Source organism: Leifsonia sp. NPDC056824 (genome assembly GCF_042789575.1).
Lineage (GTDB): Bacteria > Actinomycetota > Actinomycetes > Actinomycetales > Microbacteriaceae > Leifsonia.
Genome location: NZ_JBHUAV010000003.1, coordinates 441,699 through 465,892 on the forward strand (window position 1 = coordinate 441,699; position 24,194 = coordinate 465,892).

A 24,194-nucleotide genomic window follows, 5' to 3' on the forward strand; every position below is an offset into this window, starting at 1 on the left:
CACGAAGGTCGCAATGCGACCCCGTGCCCCTCCGGCTTTTTCAGAACTCGCACTGACTATTGGGGTCCCCGCCCGCGAGGGGCCCCGGGCGACGTCACTCGCTTTGCGAGCGACGGCGTTTGGGGTAGCGGGTGGGGCGCAGCCTAGCGACGGGCGTGGAGAACGCTCCATGTACTAGTGCTTCGACCACCCGCAGCCATGCCTCTCCTAGCCCGAATCGGGAAGACTCCGGCTGTCGACGGGAAGATGCACTGGAACAACTGCCGGGGAAACCTAATGCCGTCACCGCGGCCGCCGTCCCGGAGGACATGCCCCGGGCGACATGGCCCAGCGCGATCGCGACGAGACGGCGCAGCGCTGTGCCCCGCGAATGCGTGTCTTGAGGGGCGGACCGCCCGCCCATAGCCTCGTGAAGTGACTGACACTATCGCAGCCTCTGGCTCGTTCTGCCGCGACTGCGGTTCCGCCGGCCAGAATGGTCGGTTCTGCACGGATTGCGGTGCCGAACTCGCGCCCGCACCCGTGACTTCGACCGTGTGGTGGCGGCGCCGTCCGGCATGGATCGCCGCCGGGGCTGTTCTCGCACTGGTCGTCGGCGTCGCCGTGTTCGCTGGTGTTCAAGCGCAGGCGGCCGCACACGAGCAGCAAGTAGTGGCGGTGCGTCACGCGGCCGCCGTGAAGGCTCAGGCGGACGCGGCGGCGAAAGCGCAGGCTGTGAAGGACGCCGCCGCGAAGGCAGCAGCAGCGAAAGCGGCAGCGGTAGCCGCTGCGAAAGGGCAGGACGCCACCGACAAGGCTGGGTGGGATCAGAAGGCGCAGGCGGCCGCCGCCGCGTTCTGGACGGCGATACAAACCCAAGGCGGGGACGGCGAAGTCTCTGGGTTCCCCGCCTACGACGCCCCGACGTGGAGCACCATCAACGACCTGTACTCCTGCACCGCCGCCCACTGCGTCATTACGTTCACGACGACCAGCGTCCAGTCGCCAGGCACCCAGTGGGGCGGCCCGGGTGGCCTGCCATGCGTGGTTATCGCCGGCACCACCGTGTGCTCGCAGACGAACATTCAGGACCCGCAACTCGACGGCGGCCAGACGATCACCCGCAGCGCTGACATGACCGGGCTCGTCGCCGCCGGTGCGACCATCAGCCAGTTCTTCCTCGGCGACCCGACCACCCACGCGCCAGCGTCACCGCCGGTCCAGACCCGGATCGTCGTCCTGGGCACCTAGCCGCGAACCACGCCGCCTTCGACGCCTCTACTGGTCTCATGCGCGTACGCCACTGCTTCCGTGGTGTCGAGATCGCGCCCAAGAACGAGGCCCCACTCGAACTCCTTCGCCCCGCCCTGAGCGACCATCTGGTCAATGAATGGTTGGTACAGGACCTGGGAGAGGGAATTGCGCAGCCCGGTTTGAACCCTGAGGCTGTCGCTTGCGCCGAGCAGTTTTCCGGCACGTTCGGGTTCGCCCTTCAAAGCTGCAATGACAGCCATTGCTTCAAGCCCGTACGCGATTCCTTCGTTGTGACCCAAAGCCTCCGACATGCCGAGAGCGGAGTTGAATTCAGCTGCGGCGAGCTCGGGCTGACCTAGTGCCAGGTGTGCCCACGCCGTGTGGTCGATAGCGATGCCCTCGTTGAACTGGTCGTGTCGTTCCCGGGTTAGAGCGAGGCTTTCCTCAAAGCGTTCAAGCGCTTCTTGGGGCTCTCCGCGCGCCAAGGCGATTCGACCCACAGTGATGAGAGCGAGGCTTTCGCCCCATTGGTGCCCGCTTTGGTGAAACAGTCGGAGGGCCTTCTCGAAGGCTTCTGCGGCTTGGGAAAGGTCGGTACGTCCTTGGGCGATGATCGTGATTCCGAGGGCGGTCAACGCCGAACCTTCGCCCTCGGGGTCAGCGCACCTGCGAAATAGTTCCGCGCTCTCTTCGGCACGCGCTTTCGCCCTCGTGTCCGCGTTCTGCCAGAAGCCGATCAGAGACGCGAAGTAGGTTGCGATCGCTCGCGTTCGCGTGCTGAGGGCCTCCGCCGATTCCAGCATTTCGTCAGCCCAGCGGCGGACCTCGCCCAGATCTCCGATTACCCACCAGTAGACGAAGAGCGCCCAGGCCAGGTCCGCGGCCCGGTCGAAACTTCCGGAGTCGAGTAGGAACCGTGCAACCGTCCGCAGGTTGTCCCGTTCGTCGTTAAGCCGCTGGAAGAGCTCCCGCTGGCGAGGTCCTTCGAGATCGGACTTCATCCGAGCGGCCAGTTGGCAGTAGTAGCTCGCCTGACGCTCTCGAAGCTCGGCCAGCTCGTCACCGGTGAGCTGCTCGATGGCGTATTCGCGCACGGTCGCGAGCATGGCAAACCAGGTCGAGTCCTCCCGGTCCTGCTCGCTGACCAAGCTGCTGTCGACTAGGTCGCTCAGCAGATCGATCGCGTCGAGGTCCGCTGAATCGACCGCGACGGCCTGCGCGGCCTCCAGCGAAAAGCCTCCGGGGAAGACACTGATCCTCGACAGCATTCGGCGAGGCTCCGCATCGAGCAATTCAGCGCTCCACTCGATCGTTTTGCGAAGAGTCTGCTGACGCGTTGGAAGGTCCCGCGGGCCGCCGATGAGCACCGCAAGCGAGTGGTCGAGTCGTTCGCGCAATGATTCCGGTGACATTATTCGGGTCCGCGCGGCCGCTAGTTCGAGAGCGAGCGGAACCCCGTCGAGCGCAAGGCAGATTTCTGCAACGGCCTGCGCGTTGCCGCTGTTGAGTTCGAAGCTGGGTTTGACCGCGCGCGCACGCTCCACGAACAAGGACCCTGCCGAGCTCGATGCAACCTCGTCGGGTTCTGTCGAAGCCGATACGTGGGGCAGACTCAGGGATCCCACGCCGAAGCTGCGCTCACCGTTCACCCGGAGCAGCGTTCGGCTTGTGGCGAGCACCTTCAATGTCGGCACCTCGCCGAGGATCTGGGCGACCGTTGGCGCCGCGGCGACTACCTGCTCGAAGTTGTCGAGAACGAGAAGGACCGGACGCACCTGAAGCGCCAGTGCCAGGTCCTCGACGATCGATCTTTCCCCGGCGTCCCGCAATCCGATTGCCTGAGCGATCGCCATTGGCACCAGGTCTGGGTCGCGGACCGGTGCGAGTGGCACGAAGACGGCCCGCTCCCCGGATGCCTGGGACCAGGACCGCGCTACCTCGATCCCGAGCCGGGTCTTTCCGATTCCGCCCGGACCCGTCAGCGTCACGAGACGCGCTCCATCAACGAGCATCCGCAGGAGTACCTCGACGTCCACGTCCCGACCGATCAGCTCCGTCAGCACCGCGGGTAGCTCAGAGACGGGTCCGTCGAACGCCTTCGCAGGGGCGGAAGTTACCGTGTCGCTCGTCAACGCAGTCCGGCTCTCGTCAAAGCGCTCGGCAAGCAGGGTGGCAAGGTCCGCTTCCACGAGCTTCGCGAGTTCCGAAGGGGACGAGAAATACTTGAACGACGTGGTGTCGTCATCGCGGATGCGGATCAGAAGATCCTTTAGCCGGGGCTCACGCGCGTCGGCCGGTTCCTTGATGTAAATGAGTTTGGGGAGACCTGGTGGAGTGAGGGTGTACTCATCCTCTAGGCCGGACACCTCCTCACCGGGTGCGACCCAGCCATACCGCTCCCAGTACAGTCCGACGAATACGTCGCTTTGTTCCAGGTATGCGCGGTAGAGGTCTCGGGGCGGGTGTGGTCGCGCGCCGAGTTCGAATAGGACTGGCGCCAGGTGGAGCCGATTGACCGCAGCGCGAACTGCTCGGCGCTCCTCGGCAAGTTCCTTGAGAGTCGAGCTGACAAATACCCGCAACCGTTGATCCGGCGTGCGAATCGAGCGTTCCGCGCCGCTCATGGACGAAAGTATCCCGTCCCTCCGCGTGACTGGCTAGGTACTCCGCAGATCCGTTGTCTCGCGCCGGGCTGGCTAAAGTGCGGCCGGGATCGGACGACCGGGGAATAGGTCCGCGTACCGCCGGCGGTACATGCGCCGCCCGACGACGCGGTACAAAATCCGAACCGGCAGCGGCATCTGAACGAACAGCTCTTTACGCTCACCCTCCGGGTTGGCTGCCAAGATCATTCCGAGATAGCTGAGCAGGAGCTTCCTGTCGAGCGTGTCGATGCCATGCTGCCCGACCTTGGTGAGCTCGGCCTCAGTGAGAACACGGTCCACGGCGGGCATCACCTCGGTGACCTCACGCCTGAGATGCGTCTGAAGCACAGTGGAGAGGTCTTCGTAGGTGTGAGCGAGCTCGCCGCCGACGCCGGCGTCCGCTGTTTCGATCCATCGCGTGCGCAACGGTTCCAGCGCGTCAACCAGTTCCGCGACCTGCCGATGCTGTTGAAGCATTTGCTCGACGTGCAACGCGCACGCCGGCGCTCGCTCAGCCAGCGTCGGGTACATCAATAGGTCCTCGCCTTCGTGATGCACAAGCAACCCCTTGTCGAAGTTGGACAGGACATCACCTACCTCGGCTGAGCGGGCAGTGTCGCCCGGCTTCACCGAGCGCACAAGTCCTGGGGCCTCCTCGTACGCCCACAGGAAGAACCGGTGGATGCGACGCATGTCCGCTGACCCGGCACAGAGCACAGGACCCGGAGGTAGCGGAGCTGCGGTCTCGCCCGGCTTCATCACAAAAAAATCGGTCACGGGGTCACCCCCTCTTTCAAACCTCGGCTTTCCCCGGCCGGAGCATATCTCCCGCTCAGGGCTGCGCACCAGGCGCGCCTCACGAGTGCGGAGCGGTACACCCCACGCAACGTCGCGAGATCTCGTGTCGACCTCGGCCGGGCGAGCCGAACGAATTCCGGCGGGAGGATACCGGCCGGCTGACGGGTCTGAGTTGAAGTAGTCACGCCGGGTATCTGTGCGGCGGTGTGAAACACGGTTCACCCAGTGCCGGCCAGGACGGGCGTTGATGGGTTCGGCGCCCGTGGTCTTCCCGATATCGCCTAAGCGCATCCCGGGGCGTAGACCTAGTAAGTCAGGGGAGGTGCACGATGAAGACCAGGGATCGCGAGCGGATGCTGGACGCGGTGAGGCGGGCGCAGTTCGAAGCAAGCGCTAACTACGTGGACGCGGTGCGAGTGCTCGCTCGTTCTAACGTGCGCACCGGGCTGGAACTCGTCTCCGTCCTTGACGAGGAGGATAAGCCAGCGAAGCTCGTCGGTAAGACGGATGCTTTGCGGGCCGCGCTTTCCGTCATCCGTTCCAAGGAGTTCCTAGAGCAGCCGGTGTCCAGATTCCACAACGAGCACGGCTGGACCTACTCCCTTTCAGTGGACGACCCCGGCTGGGATTTCTGGGAGGACGAGGACCCGGTCGGCTTCTTTGACGGCCTGGTCGAACCAGTGAGACACGCAACGAACTACCTCGTGGAGGCGATGATCCCCGAATGGCGCGCGGAACGGACCCCCGTCCTGTGGGCGCTCGACTTCGGCGATCTCTCGTCGGACACCGTCTTCTTCGCGAAGAACGACCGAGGCTACGCGTACATGGCTCTCGGGGCGGCTAAACCGGTTGCGAAGAAAGGGTGGGAGCCGCGGCTCAGCGATTTCACCGTCGAACTGGATCGGACCCGGAAAGCTTTGACCGAGGCGATCGCGGCGGTGGCTCCGATTCTGGATGCCTCTGCTCTTGCGGGCGCGTGCTGGCAGTACTTCACTGAGGCGCACGGCCTCCGCGATGACGGGACCGATCCTCGGTGGGACGCCATCCGGGCTCAAATTACGGGCGGTCCTTCAGCGTCTGCTTGATCGCGTCTGCGTCCTGCTGGCTGATGCTGAGCCCGTAGCTGCTGAGGACGAAAACGTACCGGGTGACATACTCGCACCCGTAGTTGGCGTTGTCCGGCATCCACTGGGCAGGAGGTGGAGGATGACTGCTAGTACTGCGAAGGCCACGGACCGCCGTCGGCCGGACACCGACTTCTCCGGAGCCCAGATGGCCCTGCGTGACCTACCGCCTGACGCTCGACGAGGTTGTGCGTGTCGTCGAGCTCGTCCTGATGGAGCGGGCGGAGCGGCGAACCTAGGTTGCGAGTCACCTAGATGGGCGGGGCTTTGACGTGTGTCGATGACGTCAGGGGTTAGGCTCTGCCGGGCCTGAAGGGAGCTCCACCCCTTCGGCAACACTCAGGGTCACCACAAACGCGTTGGGGAAGACCTCGCGGCCGTAGTTGACACCGTCTCCCAGGTCTTCGGCCCCCCGTATCTGCTCAACGTCCGCCAGATTGCCCGCTATCACGGGGCCTCCGTAGGGTGCCCAGACTGCTCGAATCCGCGCTACGCGTCCGGTAACGCGGGTACCGCCCGTGAACATGTCGTGATGGCTCTCGAACAAATCCGTTAGGCCAGTGCCCCACGCTTGCTCCGCGGGGACCGACTCGGGGCGAGCGAAGACATCCAACGTCACAACCTGGTTCAGAGAGATCCGCGTGCCGCAGCATTCCTGCTCCCAGTCGGCTATTTCCACGTTCACGTTCACTCGTTCATTGTGGCGCAGGGGGTGGCGCTCACTCGGGTTGGTCTGGCGGCAGTGAGCTTCAGGGAGTCAAGATCGCGGCGTTGATCGACCGCGGTACACCCCAGAAGATCCCGTACTGGCCGCCCCCATTCCGGGTGAGGCCCCCTGGTGACGCTACCGTCGAGGCATGCTTCTGGTCGCGCTGCTGAACGGTCGACGCCCCGAAGGGCGCCGCCTCGAACGTCTATTCAGATAGGGAGTCGCGCGAAATGACGAGGGCGCCCATTGAGTTGCTGTTCGAGCTCAGCCAGGTCGGTGTGGAGATCGATGACCTCTGGGAGCTCGTCAATACGCGCGAATCGTACGACGAGGCTGTGCCCGTGCTCGTCGACTGGTTGGCTCATCTTGATGAGCGCGTGCCGTGGGAGGTTCGCAGCAGGGTGGAGGAGCCGATCGTGAGGGCGCTCACGGTTCCCGGCGCACGCAAGCTGGCGCCTCCGGTGCTGATCGATCGCTTCAGGCTGCCCGAGGTTGGACAGTATCGGGCTGTGCGATGGGCGATCGGGAATGCGTTGGGTGGGCTGGCCGGCGATCAGTACTTCGATGAACTCGAAGCGTTGGCGCGGGACCGAGCATATGGGAGAGACCGAGAGCAGCTGCTTCGCTTTTTCGGGCGGTCAAAGGACCCGCGAGCAGTGCGGGTTCTGTGGGATCTCCTCGACGAGGACGATATTGCGGCACATGCAGCCGAAGCGCTGGGCCGGCAGAAAGATCCGCGATCACGCGTTCCACTGGAGAAGATGCTCACCCACGAGAGGCCGCTTGTTCGGCGCGAAGCGGCCAAGGCGCTGAAGAAGCTCAACCAGGGCGTTGCTGGGATGGACCGGCGACCGTCGTAACTCCCTCTTGTCGCGCAAAGCAGTCCGACGCAATACTGACGACCAAGCGCGAAGGATGCGGTGATGCCTGAAGACTGGGAAGTCGGTACCGAGGTGGTTGTCAAGATCATCGAAGGCAACGCGTCTGCCCTCAGCGCAGGGAACGAGGTTCTTCTCGTCCCCGAAGATGGCGCATTCCGTGTGGGGCAACGCGACGAGTACGCGATCGTAACGATAGAGCTGAGCGACGCCGCTCACGTCGACGATTTCTCCGGTGAAGACGTGTGGCACGGAACCATCAAGGACAGCACCGGCGACTCGCTGGCGATCACTTTGCTTTCGGACGGTGAAGCGACCGCGACGGACGGTGCTCTGTGAAGGTTCGAGGTTTTTGGGGGGAGTTCGGCTCGGACAGCGGTGATCGAGCAGAGCCGCCCGTTCAGCCGTACCCGTCTCCGGTGTCGCAGTCAGGGGCGCCCATATCTGGGCGAATTTTCCGCATTGTCGACGATCAGCTCGCTGAGGAGCGCGGCACGAAAGCGAGCCTGGAGACGCGGGCGTCTGACGTGATAAAAACTTCCGGCACTCTGACCACGTTGTTCCTCGCGATCGGTGCGATCACGGGGGCGGCGCGTGTTCATCTTGAGTGGTGGTCTGTGGCGGCCTTCACAACAGCGGTCCTCGTTTTCGCCGTCAGCGCGTGCGTCGCGATCTCTGTTGCAAGTCCGCGGGCTTATGAGGAACTGAACATTGGGAATCTCCGGGGCATAATGAGCCCGGAGATCTTCGCGGAGTCGGAATACACGGCTGGGCCCAAGCTGACGAAGCCGTACCTTGACATGATTCAAGCGGCACGAGCAGCGAACCGAAAGAAGGCGAACCGTCTCTTGGTCGCCATTGGGTTTGAAGTGGCGGGCGTTGTTCTGGCGGCGGCCGCGGCGGTCAGCACATTGATTAGTTCCGCTACCGCGCACTAGCGAAAGCGCCCAAACTGCCCGCGTGGGGTGGTCGGTGCGGCAAGCGGAGGAGTTGCCCTCAGTGGTTCAGCATCGTCGACGTCGGGTCGACGAGAACGTTGAGCCCCAGCCGGATCGCGCCTTGCGGCGTGGGGGTCTCCGAGCTCACCACGCGGGCGCTGCCTGCGTCGGCGGTGGCGACACCGATCGGTAGGTGGTCACCACAGCTCTGCGCCCAGCGGATCGACGGCGCAGCGGGCAGGATGAGCAAGCACACTCCGCCGCCTGTCGGCCGCGACAGGTAGTAAGTGACCCCGTCCACCTGACCGACCAGCCGTGAGGAGCCGGCGACGATGAACGCACGATCGAAGCCGGGGATGTTCGTCGGGAGTGCGTCGGCTTGCTGCTGAGGTTGAGCGAGCACCGGGATCTCCGCGGCGGCGCCGGACAGGTTCGGTGAGACCGCGCCGGTCAGAGCGCCGACAGCGATCGTTCCGAGGACGCCGAGTGTGACGCCGGCCACCAGGCCGACGAAGATCGTCGGCCATCGACGCGAGCCGGGTCTGGCTTCCAGCCGTGCCGCGGCCGCCGTCGGACGATCAAGGTCGACGCTCATGGTTCCTCCCCGCTCTGACGCCGTTCCGGCAAGTATCCACGGAATCGACCGCCGGCGCAGGTATTTCTGGGCCGCGGACCGCTGGGCCGCTACGATCAGGCTGGGGGAGGGACGATGACGCTCAGTCCAGCAGGGGGAACAGGACGCCTCGCGTTCGGCACGATCGCGGCCTTGTGCTGCACGGCGGCTCTTGTGGGTTGCACCGTTCCATCGGTGGCGAGACCGCACTCCGATCCGCCCAGCCCGACCCCGACGGTCTCACCCGTGTTCTCCGACCCGCGCGATCGCATCGGGGAGAGCTGCGCGGTCCTCGCGACGGTGCAAACCGAGCTCGATAACGCGTACATGGACCGTGCGAAGGGCACGCTGTCGGATGCGCAGTACGCGGCGATCGTGAACACGGCGCCGACGTCGTTGAAGGCGCTGAGCATGCTCGTCAGCCACGGACTGGAAAGTCAGGTAGGCGGGCTCCTGGAAGACACCACGATCACCCCGCCGGTCGTCGCGGGGGCGACGTTCGACCCGAATGGCCAGCCGTTCCAGGGCGACCTGCGCCATGCGGTGGCCGCCTGCAGCCAGAACGGGACACCGATGGGTGTGCTGGTGCCGGGCAGCGGGTGACCGCCGTCAGGAGGGGAGGGCTCATCCCGCGGACGCGACCGCGTAGAACGCGGCAGCCTCCGCTCGGTTGGCAGCCCCAAGCTTGGCGAGGATCGCGGAGACGTGCACGGACACCGTTTTCGGTGAGATGTAGAGTCGGCCGGCGATCTCCCGATTGGTGAGTCCCTCCGCCACGAGCGCGAGGATCTGCCGTTCGCGCCGGGTGAGCGGTGGAGCGCCGGCTGCGTCGGCGCGCGGCACGACGTCCGGCAGGTTCAGGCGCGCGCGGATGATGAGCTCGCGCGCCCACCTGGCGATGAGGGACGCCCCTCTCCCGGGCGCTTCGGCGACCACCCGCTCGAGGAGGGCGGCCGCTTCGTCGCGTCGGCGGCTCTCGAGGAGAGCCTCGGCCAGCCGGAGGCGCGCGAGGTGCACGTACCGGTTCGGGATGCGCCCCTCCTCGGCCTGGGCGAGCGCATCACGCCACGCTGAGACCGTGTCGTCGGTGAACGCACACGCGACGGCCCCGAAGGCGGCGGATTGCGGACCCGTGGACGGGATCGCCCGTGCATGTTGAATCGCGGGTAGCAGCCTGTCGCGCAGGGCCGGCTCGCGCATGGCGAGCCAGCCCGCCATGGGGAGCAGATATTCTGTTCGCCCGGGGCGCTCCCAGTCGAGAACGGTCAGTATCCGTTCGCCGAGTGCGTCCGAACCCTCGACAGGATGGTGCGGTTCAGCCTCCGTCAGCGCGGCATATCCGTCGAGCAGCAGCCGGCCGACGATGTTCTCGTCGTTGCCGTCGTCGGCCACCACCTCCTTTTCGCGTTCCCGGAGGGCGCGCGAACGATCGCCGTCGTCGTCCCAGAGCGCCGCCATCGCCAGAACGAGGAGGATGCAGTTCTGGAAGTACGGAGTGGTCGGGAGAAAGGGGAGTGCCCTTTCGCCGCAGGCGACGCCGAACTCGACGTCGCCCAGGTCGATCGCCGTCTCGGCGAGGTTGAGACTGAGGAATGCGCCGAGCCCGCGTTCTTGACCGGCGGCGATCGCCTCGTCGTAGGCGCGTCGCCCGACCTCGATGCCTTCCTGATACTCCCCGATCAGGAGGAGGTGACCGGTCAGGTTGACCATGGCGGCAAGATGGGTGCCGACGTCTGCCGCCACTGCCGCCGCCCGGCGCAGTGCGACGCCGCCGCCGTCGAAATCCCCCCACTCGTCAAGCCAGTGCGCACGCGAGAAGAGGGCGTACGTGAGTGAGGCAGGGTCTCCCGCACCCTCCGCGAGTGCCACGGCACGGTCCGTCACCTCACGGGCTGTCGAGGCGAGCCGTTCGTCGGTGATCGCCCGGGTCGCATCGATCCGCGCCAGCAGCGCGCGTTCGTCCGGCTCGCCGTCGGCATCCAGGAGCCTTCGCGCCGCGAGGAAGCATTCCGATGCCTTGTCGCGGCGTCCGGCGCTGCGGTGCCGGCTGCCGATTTCGAACAGCAGCCGCGAACGCAGCAGCGTCTCGCCGGGTTCGGCCAGTCGCAGGCCCGCCTCGGCCGCAGTGAACGCTCGTCCGCGTTCGCCGGCGTCCTCGTACGCGCGCGCGACCTCCAGAGCGACGGCGGCGCGCGAAAGTCCCGCTCGCACTTGCGCGTCGGGTACCAGGGACCACAGTTCGAGCAGGCGTTCGCCGAGCGTGGCGGCGGAGATCGGCGCGAGCGTGTCGTTCGCATGATCGCGCGCCACGAGAACGGCGTCGAACGCTTCCGGGATGCGACGGGCCCTGAGCCAGTGTTCGGCCAGTTCGGCCGCGTGCTCCCGGTGACCTGCCGACACGCGACGGTGAAGGGAGGAGGCGTAGCGGGCATGCAGCTCCACGCGTTCCCCCGGCAGGAGGACATCGTGCACAGCCTCCTGGATGAGCGCGTGCCGAAACCGGTACCCATCGCCTTCGGTGACCAGCACGCTCGCCTCGATCGCTTCGCGCAACCCGATCCGGAGCGAGTCGGGGCCGCCGTCGTAGACCTCGGCGACCAGGTCGTCGTCGACATGCACGCCACCCACAGCCACCGTCGCGACCACGCCGGCAGCGAGCGGGCTCAAACGCTCGTAGCGGGCCAGCACGACATCGCGGAGCGTGACGGGTAACGGCGTGCCGACGTCCAACTCGGCGAGTTCCTCGATGAAGAACGGCACGCCCTCGCTGCGGGCCGCGATCGCCGCGGCCTTGTCGTGACCGAGGCCTGCGCTGACAGCCCGGGCGATCTGCTCGGCATCCGCTGCCTCGAGCCGCGTGAGAGGCAGAGTGGTGACCGTGCGGTGACGATCCAACTCGGCCAGAAGCGCGTGCAGCGGATGAGCGAGCCCGACCTCGTCGGAGCGGTACGTCATCACGGTCGTCACATGCGCGGAACGCGGCGTGATGCTCAGCGCCGTCATCAGGGCGAGAGTCGCGGGGTCCGCCCAGTGCATGTCTTCGAACACCAGGACCAGGTGACGAGCCTGGCCCAAGCCGGCGACCACTCGCTCGACCGCCTCACCGATGAACTCCGGAGGGACGTCCGGCGTGATGTCGGAGTCCGGCGCGAGTTCCGGCACCAGAGCACACAGTGCCTTGACGGCGAGCGCCGCGCCCGCGGCATCCCGGAAGTCACGATCGCCGACGGCGGCATACAGCTCGCGGAGCATTCGACGGATCGGAGTGAACGGAGCGCCGAAATCTCCCAGGTCCACGCACTGTCCCGTCGCGACCACGACAGGCGGCCTGTGCGGTGCGGCCTCGATCTCGTGGAGGAACTCATCGATGAGGCGGGTCTTGCCGATGCCGGCTTCCCCCGACACGAGTGCCACGCGCGCGACGCCCGCCGAGCCTGCAGCGAACACGTCGCGCATCGCCGCCAGCTCGGCCGCACGGCCGACCATGACGGGGCTCGTCCTCGCGGGAGGCATAGGACATGGTCCCACGGGTCCTGCGCCCTGAGACAGGGCCGCTTCGGCTCAGGACCTCACGTCTCCAGCAGGCGTAGCCGGACGACTTTCCGCACCGCGTCGATTCGCGAGGTGGCGTGGAGCTTCGCGTAGATGTTGGTCGTGTGCCTCTTGACGGTGCCTTCGGTGATGTTGAGGCGTGTGCTGATCTCGCGGTTGGTGTACGCCTGCGCGATCATCCTGATGACCTCCAGTTCCCGTTCCGTGAGAACTCGATCCGGTTGGCTCTTCTGCGATGCCTCGTCCGGCGGGGAGGCCGCCTGAGGTCGTGCGGTGGCGATGAGGCGGTGGAGTGCGCTCTCGCTGATGCTCTTGTCCGCGAAGGCCGATGCGCCCGCTCGGATGAGCTGGCGCTGAAGGACGGCGTCGGTGTGCATGGTGAGGATGATGACGGCCGTCGTCGGCGACCGTCGTCGGACGGTGCTGATGGTCTGCTCGGGCGGCGGCCCCGGCATCTCGACATCCAGCAACAGTACGTCGGGTGTGGTGTCCTCCACGAGTCTGATCGCGGCGTCCCCGTCGCTCGCCTCACCGACGACATCGAAGTCGCGTTCGATGAGGGCGCGCACTCCCTTGCGGAAGAGGGCGTGGTCATCGGCGAGCACCACCGTCCGGGTCATGCGCTGGACTCCCGCCGTGCGATCGTCAACGCCACTGTGGTCCCGGCTCCCGGGCGGGAGTCGATGGACAGGTCCGCGCCGATGAGTTCCGCGCGCTCCTGGGCGGCGATGAGGCCGAGTGCGCCCGGGCGGATCGTGTCACGCTCGAAGCCGACTCCGTCGTCCGCAACGCTGATCCGCAACCGGTCGCGGCGCCAATTCGAGACCACAGTGATACGGCCGGCGCGCGAGTGGCGGCGTGCGTTGTGGATGGCTTCGCGAACGATGATGAACGCTTCCTCCTGGACACCCGCCGGCAGGGAGCGCGGGGTGCCCTCGCTCGAAGCGTCGACGTGCGGCGGTTCTGAGACGAGATCGACGACGTAGTCGAGGATCGCCTGATCGAGGAGTTTGTCGCCGACGGAGTGCCGGAGGTCGAGAGCCAGGGAGCGTGTCTCCTCCAATGCCGACTCGAGAAGGTCGAGCGCTTCGGCGATGCGTCCCGCTGCGGCGCTCGTCGGTTGCCGGCTGAGGCGGACACGTTGGATTCCCGCCGCGATTCCGTGGGCGACTCGATCGTGGAGTTCGCGTGAGATCCCGAGTCGTTCCTCGGTGTGTGCGACCGCCAGACGTTCCAGCAGCGCATCGACATACGCGAGCGATGCCGGGACGACCTCGTCCATGATCGCCGCGTTGAGGGCGCGGGCCACCTCTGACGGGTCATGCTGGTCGAACGCGAGTTCGGTCAGGGCGATGTCGAACAGGAGGGTCGCCGCGTTGAGGCTGTCGCTCGGATGGATGTTCTGCGCAGCTCGTGTCCTCCCGACGCCGGAGGGCGGTGCTGGCGGGGGCGCATCGTCGACGGAGCCACAGAGGGATGCGAACGTGCGCCGCAGAATCCTGTGTACTTGGGCGGCGACCTGTTCGATGACCACCGGATCAGCGGTGAGCGCACTCCCTCGCGCGGTCAGCCGGCGAACCAGTTCGTCGGTGATGCGGACGTCGAGACGGGCGGCCTCGTCCGCGGAGAGCTGGGTGGGGCTACCTGGGACCACACGACAATCATGGACGCTCAGAAGCCCGGCTCGCGCCAACCCGGATGTTACTTTGGCTACATTCCCTCGCCCCCGCGAGTGCCGATAGCGTGAAAAAGAGCGTCGTGCCGCGGGGGATCGCGACGCTGGGTGGCAGGCAGAGGGGGGCCTGCCACCCGAGCACGCCGATCGAACTCAACGGGGTCACGAAAACGGGGAGCAGGTTCACGCATGAGGGGGACACGGGGTCGCCGGTGGCTGCTCGCCGCCGCTCTCGGGGCCGCGCTGACACTGTCGGCAGCGATGACCGGTTGCAGCTCGGCCTCCGAAGCGAAGGCGCCGATCCCGAGCGCCTCTGCACGACCGACGGCGTCCTCGGACCGTCCAGACGTGTCGATCCGCCGCGTCTTTCAACTTAGCGATGGCACGACCGGACAAGGCTGCCTCACACTCTCCGTGAAGCGCGACCCGTCGGCCGCTGATCCCGCGACAGAGCAGGCTGTCACCACAGCGCGTGCGATCGTCACAGAGCCGCGCTGGCAAACAGAGCCCGTCTCGCTGAGCGAAGTGTCGGCCGCTGACCTCAAGATAATGAAAGACCGGGGGGAGACCGAGGCGGTCATCCTCGCGGGGCTCCTCAAGGACCACATCCAGGCTGCCATCGAACAGGCGGGCGTGAGCAGGGGAATCGTCACCTCCGGGTTCGTCGGTTGCCGATGACGGAGCGGAAGCGCCGGGTTTCGCCGGCGGCAGCGACTGCGTACGGTGTTGCCATCGCGGTCGCACTGTTCGGGCTGGTGATGCGCGCCGTCGCGGCGCACGCCGACGGGTTCAGCTGGGTCGATGTCGTTTCCGTGCTCGGTCTGATCGTGGCCGGGTGCCTCGGCTTGATGATCGTCCTTTTCGAATGGTTCGCCTGGCTGGACCGGATCCGCACACGCACTCTCGCCGAAGCGCACCCGAACGCTTTCATCGTCTCCGTCTCCACCGACCCCGCGCTCGTCTCGAGCGCGGATGCGTTCGCGCTGCAGAGCACGGGGAAGCGGACCCGACTCGTCGCCAGCGCGTACATGACTCTCGTCGCCGACCGTGATCTGATCCGGTTCTTCCGCGGCGCCCGCGAACCGCGAGAAGTCGCCGCGTTCCGCACATCCGTCGTCGTGGGCGTCGAGATCGGTTCGGCGCAGACGGGTGCTCGCATCGTCCCGACACTCGACCTCGTCTGCACCGACGGGCTCGTCCGGGGCCGGATCACCGTCCACCTCATGCGATTCGGACGCGTCCTTCCGCGATTCGTGCGCGACGAGCAACTGGAACGGGCCGTTGGCGCCCTCCGGACCGTCTGCGGTATCCGCGGGGACCGCGACCTGACGAAAGAGGTGTGAGCTGGCCGGCCGGCGACTGATCGCGTCAGGGATCGTGACGCTGCTGGTCGGTGCGGCTCTGGCCGGCTGCACCGCTTCGCAACCCGGAACGTCGGTCAGCCCGGCGATCTCGACTGCCGCCTGGCCGACCGCGCAGCTCTTTCACACGGGTCGCGCCTCCGTGCTGCTGACCGTCCCGGCCGGAGCCCGCTCACTCCATGTCGATTTCAGTTGCACCTCCGGTCTCTACTCGGTCGGTCCGGAGGTCGATCTGCCTCGAGACGGCATGTGCGGTGGCGCACAGAGACTCGACTTCGACATCCACAGCATCGCGCCGGACACCCGCCTCACCATCGAACTGATCGTCCCCGATGCCACCCGGTTCGCTGCGACGATGAACTTCAGCACGTCGGCTTTCACACCCGATCCGGTGACCGCCGAGGAATGCCACGCCCTCAGCAGGATTCAGGACGCCTACGTGAACGCCGACCAGGGACACGACCACGGTGACGTCTCCGACCTGCAATGGACGCAACTGACGGCGTCGGCGAAGACCGATGTCGCAGCCTTGGCGGCCCAGACGAAGAAGAATCCCTCGTCGGCCGGCCTGCTCGGCACTGTCGTCCCCTCCCTCGCGGAATGGCTGACCGGGACGGGTGATCACCCCGGCGGCGTCATGCATGCGCCCCCAGGGGACTTCACGGTGGCGGAGACCCTCGCGGGGCAGATCTGCAGCTCCAACGGAACGTCGATCGTCATCCACTCCAAGTACGGCGGCTGACCGCCGGGCAGCTCATGCAGCCCCACACGAGCGCCCCACGCGGGGATCAGATGCTCTGATCCCGCTTCTCGTGAAAGGTAGACCTGCCGGTCCGCCCTGTGCAACACCGGCCGGGGGTGCCGGAAGAGCTCAACTGGGGGTAGCCACGGCTGTGTGCGGGAAGGAAACTTTCCGGCATGAGCGGAGTGATCCGCACCCCGGACCAGCGAATACGTGTCTTCGTCAGTTCGACGCTGAAGGAGCTTGCGCCCGAGCGCGGCGCCGCCCGGGCGGCGATCGAGCGGTTGCATTTGGCCCCGGTCATGTTCGAGCTCGGCGCGCGGCCGCATCCGCCGCGCGAACTGTACCGGGCATACCTGGAGCAGAGCGACGTCTTCGTCGGACTCTACGGGGAACGCTACGGCTGGATCGCACCCGACGAGCAGGTGTCGGGGCTGGAGGACGAGTACAACCTGGTGCCGGCAACCGTCCCGAAGCTGATCTACATCAAGGAACCCGCGGAGGCGCGAGAGCCGAGGCTCGCCGAGCTGCTGGCGAGGATACGGGACGATGACAGCGCCTCGTTCAAGTACGTCGGCTCCGTTGCCGAACTCGAGGTCGTGCTCGAAAGCGACCTGGCCACGCTGCTGGCGGAACGCTTCGACCAGAGCCGTGCCGGGACCCGATCCGGCGAGGACAGGGCCGCCGTGACGCTCCGGAACCGGCTTCCGGAACCCCTGACCAGCTTGATCGGCCGGGAGAATAACATTCAGGAGCTCACGGACCTGTTGGGTGACGGCGGGGCCCGCCTCGTGACGCTGATCGGGCCAGGCGGGATCGGTAAGACCCGGTTGGCGATCGAGGTCGCCCGAGAAGTGGGGAGTCGGTTCGTCGGGGGCACCGCGTTCGTGCCGCTGGCGACGGTGCGGGACCCGGAACGAGTGCTGAGCGCCATCGCGCAAGCCGTCGGAGTCCGGGACATCGGGGATGCTCCGCTTTCGGACAAGCTCGTCATCGCGCTCCGCGAACGGCGGACCCTGGTGGTGCTCGACAACTTCGAGCAGGTGGTCAGCGCGGCCCCCGCCGTCGCGAGCCTCCTTGCCGACGTGTCCGACCTGCAGATCATGGTGACGAGCCGGGCTCCGCTGCGGGTGAGCGGCGAACGGACCTTCGAAGTCGAGCCCCTGGACACCGACACCGAAGGGCCCCTCAGTCCGGCGGTGCAGTTGTTCGTCGATCGCGCCCGCGCCGTCAAACCGCGATTCGAGCTCAGTCCGGAGAACCGGGACGTCGTCGGACGGATCTGTGTGGCGCTCGACGGGCTGCCCCTGGCGATCGAGCTGGCAGCGGCCCGGATCCGGCTGCTGTCCCCGGCCTCGTTGCTCGAACGGCTGGATCGGACGCTCACGATCCTCATCGGCGGAGCCAGGGACCTCCCAGAACGGCAGCAGACTCTCCGGGGAGCGATCGAGTGGAGCGTCGGACTGCTCGACGAGCAGACGCGCACGGTGTTCACCCGGCTCGGCGTCTTCCGCGGCGGCTTCTCTCTGGAGGCGGCGGAGGCCACCGTCCTCGGCGGAGCAGAGGTCGACGTGTTCGCGGTGCTCGGGGACCTGGTCGACAACAGCCTCGTCACGGAACGGGACCGCGGAACCTGGACGCAGTTCCTCATGCTATCCACCATCCGCGAGTTCGCCCTCGGGCAGTTGAGCGACGACGAGCTCGACGAACTGCACGAGCGTCAGGCGCAGTACTACCTGGGCTGGGCCGACCGCATCCAAACCGACCTCGAAGGCCCCCATCAGCGGGAACTCGTGCAACGGCTGAACGATGAACGAGACAACCTGCGCTCGGTGCAGCGCTACCTCCTCGACAGCCGGAGTTTCGACCGAGCCGCTCATCTGGCGATGGCGTTGTTCGTGTACTGGTGGGTCAACGGCGACCTCGGGGAGGTCCGCCGCTGGGCCGACACGATGCTGGCCGACGTGGACGCGCTGGACGACACGACACAGGCGATCGCCCTGTACTTCCGGTCGTTCATCGGCTACTGGCAAGACGAGCAGGACGTCGGTGAGCAACGGCTGGCACGGAGCGCCGAACTGTTCCACGACGCCGGAGAACCGATCGGTGAGGCCCTGGCGCTGACCATGTTCGGCGTCGCCGTGCTCTCGGCGCCGAGCCCGGGGCTGCCACAGGCGATCGACGCGTTCGAAAGGGCGATCGCACTGTTCCGTGGCAGCGGGTACACCTGGGGCGAGGCCCACGCGTTGATCACCCTCGGGCGCTGCGACCTCGTGATGGGGAGACCGGATGCGGCGTAGAGCCGCTTCGAGGAAAGCCTGGCGCTGACCCGCGCCGATCACAACGAGCTCAGCGAAACGCTCGCCCTCCACCACGTCGCGTGGGCACACCTCGCGCTCGCACAGCCGGACCGAGCCGCGCAGGAGTTCCGCGCCGCACTCCAGCTGTCCGCGGATCTCGGCCACGACGAAGGAGTGGCCTACAGGCTGGAGGCGATGGCGGTCTTCGCGGCCGGATCGGGCGACGCCGAACGCGCGGGACTTCTTCTCGGGGCGGCGCAGTCCATTCGCGATCAGACCGGACTGCGGAACTCCTTCGCGGTCGCCCTCTACGGACCTGCCGTTGACGCGATCATCGACAGCCCACTCGCAGACGCGTTCCGGCAAGCGCAGATCGATGGGCGCAGCCTGTCCGCACGCAGTGCGATCGCGCTGGCGTTCGACTCCACGACGTAGGAGAGGGGTGACAAGACCGGATGGTTCGGCGTGGGGAACCGCCCTTGCGGTTGCCGCGCCGTCGAAGCCGGCCATCCCGCCGAAGCGTCACGGATTCGAAAGCGGCGCCGGCGGCGAACTGCCTTGGGGGAGGGCGGCCGCCGACGTCGCTGATGCATTTTCACCTACCGGGTCTAAGACGCGGCTAAGAATCCGGCCCGACCGCGTATGGTCCAAAAATGACCATTGCTCAAACGCAACGTGCGGCCTACCGTGTGCGACGCCGGTCGGACGACCGGTTTCAGAGCGAACCGGAGGGTTGGATATGAGCGCACCGCAGGCGGACGTCCCAGGAGCGGCACCGCGCACGACGGCGACGGGAGGCGCAGTGACTGCGCCGAAGCAGGTCAACACGGCGTTCTGGCTCTACATCGCGAGCGCGGCGTTGAGTCTGGTCCTGCTGATCATCGCACTGGCCTCGGTCGGCACCGTGACGGCGCAGGTGCAGCAGAGCACCGGCGGCAAGATCTCCGGCGCGGCTGTCGGGGCCTCCATCACCGTCAGCGTGATCTTCGGCATCCTCTACATCGCCGCCTACGTCCTGTTCGCCGTGTTCATGCGGCGCGGCGCGAACTGGGCGCGGATCGTCCTGCTGGTCGTGACTATCCTCTCCCTGGTCGGCATCGTGAGCGGCTACGGGATCGGGGCCGTACGTGTCGTGCTCGGCGTGATCGCCACCGTCCTGATCTTCATCAAGCCGGCCAGCGAGTACTTCCGGTCCGGGCGCGCGGCCCGGCCGTAAGGGCCGGCGCGACGGCTACTCCTGAAACACCCCCAGCATCCGCTCCCGGTTGTCGCCGAGCGCCCGCTCGCAGCCCGACACGCAGTGCACATCCTGCGGGGCCGTGCGGAAGCCGGCCTGGCCGGGGTTGCCGAGCATCTTCACGGTGCCGTTCATGCGTTTTCCGCAGACGGGGCAGTCCGCCGTCCGCAGCTCGATTCTGATCGCCATGCGCCAACGGTAGGCCCCCCATTCGCGGGACACGCGCGGCCACGCGGGCGCCCGCGGAACGCCCAGGATCAGCGTCTTGCCGTAGACCGGGCGGTCTGCCACACTGGCGGCGCTCGGACGAGAGGAGCCATCATGCCGAATCCAGGACAGCCGACGGTGCAGGAGGGCGACACCGGCGACGCGGTCAAGCGGGCCCAGCGCGCGGTGCGTCGAACACCGAACCTCGGCATCGTCGTCGACGGGATCTTCGGGCCCGCGACGAAGGCCGCGATCATCGACTTCCAGAGCGGCGCGGGACTCGTGCCGGACGGGATCGTGGGGCCGCTCACCTGGGCCGCCCTCCCGGACGGCGGGCCGATGCCGGTGCTGAGCGAAGGCTCGACCGGACCGGTCGTCTCCAGCCTCCAGACCATCCTCACCAACGGGGCCGACCAATGGGGCGGCGTCACGCCGGGCGGCATCGACGGGATCTTCGGGCCGCACACCCGCGCCTCGGTGGAGGCGTTCCAGGGCTGGGGCGGCGTCACGGTCGACGGCGTGGTGGGGGATCAGACCTGGAGCGTCTCGCTCCACGCGGCCAGCGCGACGCTGGAGACGGCGGTGGGGTTGGAGTACGTGATCTCCTGAAGGAAGACGCGACTGGATCTCCTTCCGAACGGGGGTCGGAAGGAGATACAGGGTGTGTCAGGCCGAGATCTCCTGTTGGAGGGGGCGGGTTAGCTGGCGGCCTCTTCGGGGGTGGGGAGGGGGATTCGGGCTCGGCCGATGCGGGCTACCCCCGCGGGTGTGAAGAGCTGGTCGCCGAGGGACTCGATGCACATGCGGAGGCAGCCGGTCAGGACGCTGGCGTCGCCGTACTGCGAGCCGCGGAGGCGGGTCTCGATGGGGCGGTCGTTGGTGGCCAGCTTGCGTTCGAGGGCGGGGATGAGGAGGTCCGCCAGCGTGCCGAGCGAGCCTCCCAGGATGATCTCCTCCGGCGCGAGCAGCCACGCGATCAGGGTGACGCCGGTGCTGAGCGCGCTCGCGAGGCGGTCGACCTCCGCTAGTGCGTGCGCTTCGCCGGCGCGGGCGGCGGTCACGAGCTCCCACGTCGCGGCGTGGCCGGGCGCGAGCTCGTCGTCCAGGTCGACCAGCAGCGGGCTGACCAGGTCGTGCAGGCCGAGGTCGCGTGCCCAGCTCACCTCACCGGCGGCGCCGTCGCGGCCGCGGTAGAGCTCGTTGCGCAGCACCAGACCGATACCGATGCGCTCGCTGTCCGAGAAGATGTAGGCGAAATCCTGCACCTCGCCGTCGCGCGACCACTTCTCGCCGAGCGCGGCGACCTTCGCGTCGTTCTCGACGCGGACCGGGCAGTCGAACAGCTCGCCCACCGCGTCGCGCAGTGAGAAGCCGGTCCACTCCGGCATGGTCATCGGGAGGTCGACCATTCCGTCGTCGCGGACGATGCCGGGGGTGGAGACGGTGACGGCGACGACGGCCGACCGGTCGACCGCCGCCTCGTCGAGCAGCCGGGTCACGCAGTCGTCCAGGAGGCTGAGGCGCTCGGCCCGGGAGGTCTTGATCGGCAGCGGCACCCGCAGGTCGCCGAGGATCGTGGTCGCCAGGTCGGCGACGGTCGCGTGGATCTGGCCGGCCTCCAGCTGCAGCGCGACGACGCACGCGGCGTCGTAGCGGAACGCGAAGGACCGCGCGGGGCGGCCGACCGGCCGGGCGTCGGGGGAGGCCGCGGCCAGCTCCACGACCCAGCCGGAGTCCATGAGGTCGTCGAGGATCAGCTCGATCGTCCGCCGCGACAGCCCCGACTCCTGCTGCAGCTCGGTCATCTTCGCCGGACCGGTGCGGTACAGGATGCCGAGCGTGCTGGCGGCGTTGCGCTGCCGCATCTCCGAATGATCCATGTGTGGTCTACCCCTTCGTGCCAGTGCCTGATCTTACGCGAGAAAAAATAGTTTTGCTATTACCGCGCATAATTGCTAACGTTCCCGTTCAACGGCGAAAAGCAAACGTGCTTCCTCCGCCGAGAGCTTCGAAGGAGAAGGGCCAGCGTGACTGTTCAGAAAGACCGGATCGGGGTCGGCATCGTCGGCTGCGGCAACATCTCGGGCGCGTACTTCCGCGGGCTGGAGCGCTTCGACGGCCTCCGCATCGTCGGCTGCACCGACCTGAGCCAGGAGCTCGCGCAGGCGGCGGGGGAGCGCTACGGCGTCCCGGTCTTCGCGAGCGTCGAGGAGCTGGCCGCGGCGGAGGGCGTGGACATCCTCGTCAACCTCACCCCGCCGTTGGCGCACGAGAGCGTGACCCGCTCCCTCCTCGCGACGGGAAAGCACGTCTTCACGGAGAAGCCGCTCACGGCCTCCTTCGCCACGGCGGCCCCGCTGGTGGCGGAGGCCCGGGAGCGCGGCGTGCTGTTCGGCTCGGCGCCGGACACCTTCCTCGGCGCGGCAGGCCAGACCGCGCGCGCCGCGGTGGACGCCGGCCTGATCGGCGAGGTGATCGGCGCGAGCGCGTTCGTCACCCACAGCAAGGCCGAGCTCTGGCACCCGGACCCCACCTTCCTCTTCATCCCGGGCGGCGGCCCCGCGCTCGACATGGGCCCGTACTACATCGCCGCGCTGGTCAACCTCCTCGGCCCGGTCTCGACGGTCTACGCCAGCGCCCGGATCGGCAGCACCGTCCGGCCGGTCTCCACCCCGGGCCGGCGGGTGGAGTCCATCGACGTCACCATTCCGACGCACGCCTCGGCGACGCTCGACTTCGCCTCGGGCGCGATCGGCACCGTGCTGGCGAGCTTCGACGTCTGGGACCACAACCTCCCGTTCATCGAGCTGTACGGCTCGAAGGGCACGCTGAGCGTCCCCGACCCCAACAACTACGACGACCCGGTGCGCGTCCGCCTGCACGGTGAGGACGAGTGGCGCGAGCTGCCCGCCGTCATCGACGGCTTCACGGACGGTCTCCTGGAGGAACTGCTTCCGCTGCGCGGCCCCGGCGTCGCCGACCTCGCCGCCGCGCTGACCGGCGAGCCGCACCGCACCAGCGCCGACTTCGCCCTGCATGTGCTGGAGGTGCTCGACGCGATCGCGAACGGCACCGACGGCGTCCACACCCTGACCACCACCTGCGAGCGCCCGGCCCCGGCTACGGAGACCTGGCGCTCGGCATCCCTCGAGGAGACCGCGATCGCATGACCGCCACCACCGCATCGACGACGAGCGCCCCGGCCACGACCCGCGCCTTCGGCGTCGACCTGATCACCTTCTTCGACCCGGGCTTCTGGGGCCTCACCGGCCGCGATTCGCTGGAGGCCCTCGCCGCCGCCGAGCCGCGCCGGGTGTGGGACACGATCCTCGACGCACTCCAGGAGGCCGGCGTCGCCGAGTTCGAGATGACCTTCCCGCCCGCCGACCGCCAGACCGCGATCGCCGCCTACGGATCGGCGGAGGCCTTCTCCGCCGAGCTGGAGCGCCGCGGCCTCTCGGTGGTCAGCGCCTACTTCGCCGACATCGAGCACGCGGAGGACGTGACCGACCCGGCCACGCGCGCCGCCATCCTCGCCGCCGCGGAGACCGAGGCCGCCTTCCTCGCGGGCATCGGCGCCTCCTTCCTGGTCGCCGGGCTCCCGATGCGCCGCAACAACGCGCAGGGCGACGGCCTCGCGCCGGTCGACCTCGCAACCGCGGCGCCGATCGCCGACATCGCCAACGAGGTCGGCGCGATCACGAAGCGGCACGGCGTGACCCTCGCCCTGCACACCGAGAGCCACTCGGTGTTCTGGACGCCGCGCGACGTCGACCTGTTCCTGCTGCTGACCGACCCGTTCCTCGTCGCGTTCTGCCCGGACACCGGCCACATCGTGCTCGGCGGGGGCGACCCGGTCCAGCTCGTCTCGCGCCACCGCGAGCGCGTCGTCATCGCGCACTGGAAGGACGCCGCCGGCGCCTTCCGCGAGCACGCGCTCGTGGACGAGGGCATCTGGGAGCGGCACCGCCCGTACTTCCGCGCCGCAGGCCAGGGCATCGTCGACTGGCCCGCCTTCGCGGCGACTCTCGCCGGGATCGGCTACGAGGGCGGCATCCTGCTGGAGCTCGACGCCGCCTCCGACCCGGTCGGGCAGCTCATCGCGGCACGCACCTACCTGGAGGACGCCACCGCCGGCATCCTCTGACCCACCCCACCGCCAAGAGTGGACAGACGCACCAC

At 67.5% G+C, this 24,194-nt stretch carries 25 protein-coding genes; 15 read left to right on the top strand and 10 right to left on the bottom strand.

The features are described from left to right. The first annotated feature begins 414 nt into the window (after positions 1 to 414). Positions 415 to 1,230: a hypothetical protein gene (locus ACFRFH_RS14920; RefSeq protein ID WP_382463774.1), complete on the top strand. Its 816-nt coding sequence runs from the start codon at positions 415 to 417 to the stop codon at positions 1,228 to 1,230. Here ACFRFH_RS14920 and ACFRFH_RS14925 read toward each other — a convergent pair. Both ACFRFH_RS14925 and ACFRFH_RS14930 read right to left on the bottom strand, forming a co-directional pair. Further along, positions 1,227 to 3,857, bottom strand: coding sequence for an ATP-binding protein (locus ACFRFH_RS14925; RefSeq protein WP_382463775.1), 2,631 nt, complete (start codon positions 3,855 to 3,857; stop codon positions 1,227 to 1,229). The two genes, ACFRFH_RS14920 and ACFRFH_RS14925, sit on opposite strands and share 4 nt — an antisense overlap. 72 nt (positions 3,858 to 3,929) lie before the next feature. Next, positions 3,930 to 4,655: a hemerythrin domain-containing protein gene (locus tag ACFRFH_RS14930; protein WP_382463776.1), complete on the bottom strand. Its 726-nt coding sequence runs from the start codon at positions 4,653 to 4,655 to the stop codon at positions 3,930 to 3,932. A gap of 350 nt (positions 4,656 to 5,005) precedes the next feature. Between ACFRFH_RS14930 and ACFRFH_RS14935 the strand changes: the two genes are divergently transcribed. Continuing rightward, positions 5,006 to 5,761, top strand: coding sequence for a hypothetical protein (locus ACFRFH_RS14935; RefSeq protein WP_382463777.1), 756 nt, complete (start codon positions 5,006 to 5,008; stop codon positions 5,759 to 5,761). Here the strand turns inward: ACFRFH_RS14935 and ACFRFH_RS14940 are convergent. Together ACFRFH_RS14940 and ACFRFH_RS14945 are read right to left on the bottom strand one after the other, a co-directional pair. Beyond that, a complete protein-coding gene (locus tag ACFRFH_RS14940; RefSeq protein ID WP_382463778.1) occupies positions 5,733 to 5,861 on the bottom strand; it encodes a hypothetical protein in 129 nt (42 codons plus the stop codon). The genes ACFRFH_RS14935 and ACFRFH_RS14940 overlap by 29 nt on opposite strands. A gap of 225 nt (positions 5,862 to 6,086) precedes the next feature. Continuing rightward, positions 6,087 to 6,491, bottom strand: a complete 405-nt coding sequence (locus tag ACFRFH_RS14945) for a DUF6578 domain-containing protein (RefSeq protein ID WP_382463779.1) — start codon at positions 6,489 to 6,491, stop codon at positions 6,087 to 6,089. Positions 6,492 to 6,739: 248 nt separating this feature from the next. Between ACFRFH_RS14945 and ACFRFH_RS14950 the strand changes: the two genes are divergently transcribed. The 3 genes from ACFRFH_RS14950 (at position 6,740) to ACFRFH_RS14960 (ending at position 8,325) form a co-directional block, all read left to right on the top strand. Further along, on the top strand, positions 6,740 to 7,369 hold the full coding sequence (locus ACFRFH_RS14950) for a HEAT repeat domain-containing protein (protein WP_382463780.1): 630 nt from the start codon (positions 6,740 to 6,742) through the stop codon (positions 7,367 to 7,369). A 63-nt stretch (positions 7,370 to 7,432) separates the two neighbouring features. Further along, a complete protein-coding gene (locus tag ACFRFH_RS14955; RefSeq protein WP_382463781.1) occupies positions 7,433 to 7,726 on the top strand; it encodes a hypothetical protein in 294 nt (97 codons plus the stop codon). Positions 7,727 to 7,806: 80 nt separating this feature from the next. Beyond that, entirely contained in the window at positions 7,807 to 8,325 is a 519-nt protein-coding gene (locus ACFRFH_RS14960; protein WP_382463782.1) for a hypothetical protein, read from the top strand. A gap of 58 nt (positions 8,326 to 8,383) precedes the next feature. Here ACFRFH_RS14960 and ACFRFH_RS14965 read toward each other — a convergent pair whose 3' ends face one another. Beyond that, positions 8,384 to 8,920: a hypothetical protein gene (locus ACFRFH_RS14965; RefSeq protein WP_382463783.1), complete on the bottom strand. Its 537-nt coding sequence runs from the start codon at positions 8,918 to 8,920 to the stop codon at positions 8,384 to 8,386. 264 nt (positions 8,921 to 9,184) lie between these two features. Here ACFRFH_RS14965 and ACFRFH_RS14970 point away from each other — a divergent pair, with 264 nt between their 5' ends. Beyond that, positions 9,185 to 9,541, top strand: coding sequence for a hypothetical protein (locus tag ACFRFH_RS14970; protein ID WP_382463784.1), 357 nt, complete (start codon positions 9,185 to 9,187; stop codon positions 9,539 to 9,541). Positions 9,542 to 9,562: 21 nt separating this feature from the next. Here ACFRFH_RS14970 and ACFRFH_RS14975 read toward each other — a convergent pair whose 3' ends face one another. The 3 genes from ACFRFH_RS14975 to ACFRFH_RS14985 all read right to left on the bottom strand — a co-directional run bounded on the left by ACFRFH_RS14975 (position 9,563) and on the right by ACFRFH_RS14985 (position 14,024). Beyond that, on the bottom strand, positions 9,563 to 12,424 hold the full coding sequence (locus tag ACFRFH_RS14975; protein WP_382463785.1) for an AAA family ATPase: 2,862 nt from the start codon (positions 12,422 to 12,424) through the stop codon (positions 9,563 to 9,565). Between the two features lie 83 nt (positions 12,425 to 12,507). After that, positions 12,508 to 13,110: a response regulator gene (locus ACFRFH_RS14980; RefSeq protein ID WP_382463786.1), complete on the bottom strand. Its 603-nt coding sequence runs from the start codon at positions 13,108 to 13,110 to the stop codon at positions 12,508 to 12,510. After that, positions 13,107 to 14,024, bottom strand: a complete 918-nt coding sequence (locus ACFRFH_RS14985; RefSeq protein WP_382463787.1) for a sensor histidine kinase — start codon at positions 14,022 to 14,024, stop codon at positions 13,107 to 13,109. Before ACFRFH_RS14985 ends, ACFRFH_RS14980 begins: the two co-directional genes overlap by 4 nt. 489 nt (positions 14,025 to 14,513) lie before the next feature. Here ACFRFH_RS14985 and ACFRFH_RS14990 point away from each other — a divergent pair, with 489 nt between their 5' ends. The 6 genes from ACFRFH_RS14990 (at position 14,514) to ACFRFH_RS15015 (ending at position 19,784) form a co-directional block, all read left to right on the top strand. Further along, the gene (locus ACFRFH_RS14990; protein ID WP_382463788.1) at positions 14,514 to 14,843 is read left to right on the top strand and encodes a hypothetical protein; all 330 of its coding nucleotides are present in this window, start codon (positions 14,514 to 14,516) and stop codon (positions 14,841 to 14,843) included. Then, the gene (locus ACFRFH_RS14995; RefSeq protein ID WP_382463789.1) at positions 14,840 to 15,508 is read left to right on the top strand and encodes a hypothetical protein; all 669 of its coding nucleotides are present in this window, start codon (positions 14,840 to 14,842) and stop codon (positions 15,506 to 15,508) included. Before ACFRFH_RS14990 ends, ACFRFH_RS14995 begins: the two co-directional genes overlap by 4 nt. Before the next feature lie 34 nt (positions 15,509 to 15,542). Beyond that, positions 15,543 to 16,268, top strand: a complete 726-nt coding sequence (locus tag ACFRFH_RS15000) for a hypothetical protein (RefSeq protein ID WP_382463790.1) — start codon at positions 15,543 to 15,545, stop codon at positions 16,266 to 16,268. Between the two features lie 176 nt (positions 16,269 to 16,444). Then, positions 16,445 to 18,568 (top strand): ATP-binding protein, encoded by a 2,124-nt coding sequence (locus ACFRFH_RS15005; protein ID WP_382463791.1) that lies wholly within the window; start codon positions 16,445 to 16,447, stop codon positions 18,566 to 18,568. Positions 18,569 to 18,763: 195 nt separating this feature from the next. After that, positions 18,764 to 19,003 (top strand): hypothetical protein, encoded by a 240-nt coding sequence (locus ACFRFH_RS15010; RefSeq protein ID WP_382463792.1) that lies wholly within the window; start codon positions 18,764 to 18,766, stop codon positions 19,001 to 19,003. 304 nt (positions 19,004 to 19,307) lie between these two features. After that, positions 19,308 to 19,784 carry a hypothetical protein gene (locus ACFRFH_RS15015; protein ID WP_382463793.1) on the top strand — a complete coding sequence of 159 codons (477 nt, stop codon included), beginning with the start codon at positions 19,308 to 19,310 and terminating at the stop codon, positions 19,782 to 19,784. A gap of 15 nt (positions 19,785 to 19,799) precedes the next feature. Here ACFRFH_RS15015 and ACFRFH_RS15020 read toward each other — a convergent pair whose 3' ends face one another. Continuing rightward, on the bottom strand, positions 19,800 to 19,994 hold the full coding sequence (locus ACFRFH_RS15020) for a hypothetical protein (RefSeq protein ID WP_370056725.1): 195 nt from the start codon (positions 19,992 to 19,994) through the stop codon (positions 19,800 to 19,802). 132 nt (positions 19,995 to 20,126) lie between these two features. Between ACFRFH_RS15020 and ACFRFH_RS15025 the strand changes: the two genes are divergently transcribed. Next, positions 20,127 to 20,621, top strand: a complete 495-nt coding sequence (locus tag ACFRFH_RS15025; protein ID WP_382463794.1) for a peptidoglycan-binding protein — start codon at positions 20,127 to 20,129, stop codon at positions 20,619 to 20,621. A gap of 89 nt (positions 20,622 to 20,710) precedes the next feature. On the opposite strand, the gene ACFRFH_RS15030 is transcribed toward ACFRFH_RS15025, so the two are convergent. After that, positions 20,711 to 21,877 (bottom strand): ROK family protein, encoded by a 1,167-nt coding sequence (locus tag ACFRFH_RS15030; RefSeq protein WP_382463795.1) that lies wholly within the window; start codon positions 21,875 to 21,877, stop codon positions 20,711 to 20,713. A gap of 162 nt (positions 21,878 to 22,039) precedes the next feature. On the opposite strand from ACFRFH_RS15030, the gene ACFRFH_RS15035 reads away from it, so the two are divergent. Further along, positions 22,040 to 23,182 carry a Gfo/Idh/MocA family protein gene (locus ACFRFH_RS15035; protein ID WP_382463796.1) on the top strand — a complete coding sequence of 381 codons (1,143 nt, stop codon included), beginning with the start codon at positions 22,040 to 22,042 and terminating at the stop codon, positions 23,180 to 23,182. Further along, positions 23,179 to 24,159 carry a sugar phosphate isomerase/epimerase family protein gene (locus tag ACFRFH_RS15040; protein ID WP_382463797.1) on the top strand — a complete coding sequence of 327 codons (981 nt, stop codon included), beginning with the start codon at positions 23,179 to 23,181 and terminating at the stop codon, positions 24,157 to 24,159. Before ACFRFH_RS15035 ends, ACFRFH_RS15040 begins: the two co-directional genes overlap by 4 nt. The last annotated feature ends 35 nt before the right edge of the window (positions 24,160 to 24,194 follow it).